The sequence below is a fragment of the Pseudarthrobacter oxydans genome (genome assembly GCF_013314975.1).
Lineage (GTDB): Bacteria > Actinomycetota > Actinomycetes > Actinomycetales > Micrococcaceae > Arthrobacter > Arthrobacter oxydans.
Window position 1 is genome coordinate 1 of the sequence record NZ_JABTYH010000087.1, and the last position, 824, is coordinate 824.

The following is an 824-nucleotide window of genomic DNA, read 5'->3' on the forward strand; positions in this document are numbered from 1 at the left end:
GACGGTGATGATTACACGTTGGTCTTTCCTGAAGGTACGAAGTTCGATGGTGAGTCATTGGTCCTTCCTGACAGCTCGTCCGTATCCGAGGGTGAGTCGGTTTCTCTGTCCGGTGCTCGTGTTCCCGGCAATGAAAGCCTGAGCATGTGTCTGAACTACGCCCGGCTCCTATCGGTGGAAACGGCCTCAGTCGCTTCTTAGCGCCTTGGACTGTCAGCCAGTTTGAGACTGTCCGCTGTCCGAAAAGTTTTCCGCGAGGTTTAGAGTCATAGGAAGAATGAAATGGGGGATTTCAATGGAGAAGACGGATAGCCCGGCTACGGGGAGTACGGTTTCAACTTCGAAGCGAAGCTCGGCGCTTTCAGTTGTAATCGCTGGAGTCGGTTCCTTGGTGGTGATCTGCTTGACGGGTTACCTCACGATGCAGCTGCAGCTGTCCGAGATTCATGCTGTCTTGGGTCTCGATGGGCGCGCTGTTGGAGTTCCCGGCGACTGGTTGCCGTACGTGTGGCGGCTCTGTCTCGTTCTTGTCGGGCTTGCAGCAGTCCTCACATACCGCCTGCTCGTACACGGCACACCCGCCCGCCTTGTCGCTCTTGCACTTCTGACTGTCGCTGCTTTGTGGGCCACCCCGCTTGCATCAGGAGGACCCCGTGCCGGCGAGGAACACTACCCGCTGCTGGTGTACATCTTGATAGAAGGGGCCAAATCGCCCCTAGTCCTCTCTCTTATTGGTGCCCTTCTAGCTGGTCTAGTTGCAAGCCGCAGCAAGAGACGCGCCGAGTAGTCTTCCTCGTTGTCAGCCAGACTTCCAGGTTGCCCTT

Annotated in this window: 1 protein-coding gene and 1 pseudogene; both read left to right on the top strand. The window is 56.8% G+C overall.

The features are described from left to right. Window positions 1-201, top strand: a pseudogene (locus tag HTS88_RS22090) (hypothetical protein); the annotation flags it as partial. Between the two features lie 193 nt (window positions 202-394). Next, window positions 395-787: a hypothetical protein gene (locus tag HTS88_RS21985; RefSeq protein WP_425515583.1), complete on the top strand. Its 393-nt coding sequence runs from the start codon at window positions 395-397 to the stop codon at window positions 785-787. Window positions 788-824 lie beyond the last annotated feature (37 nt).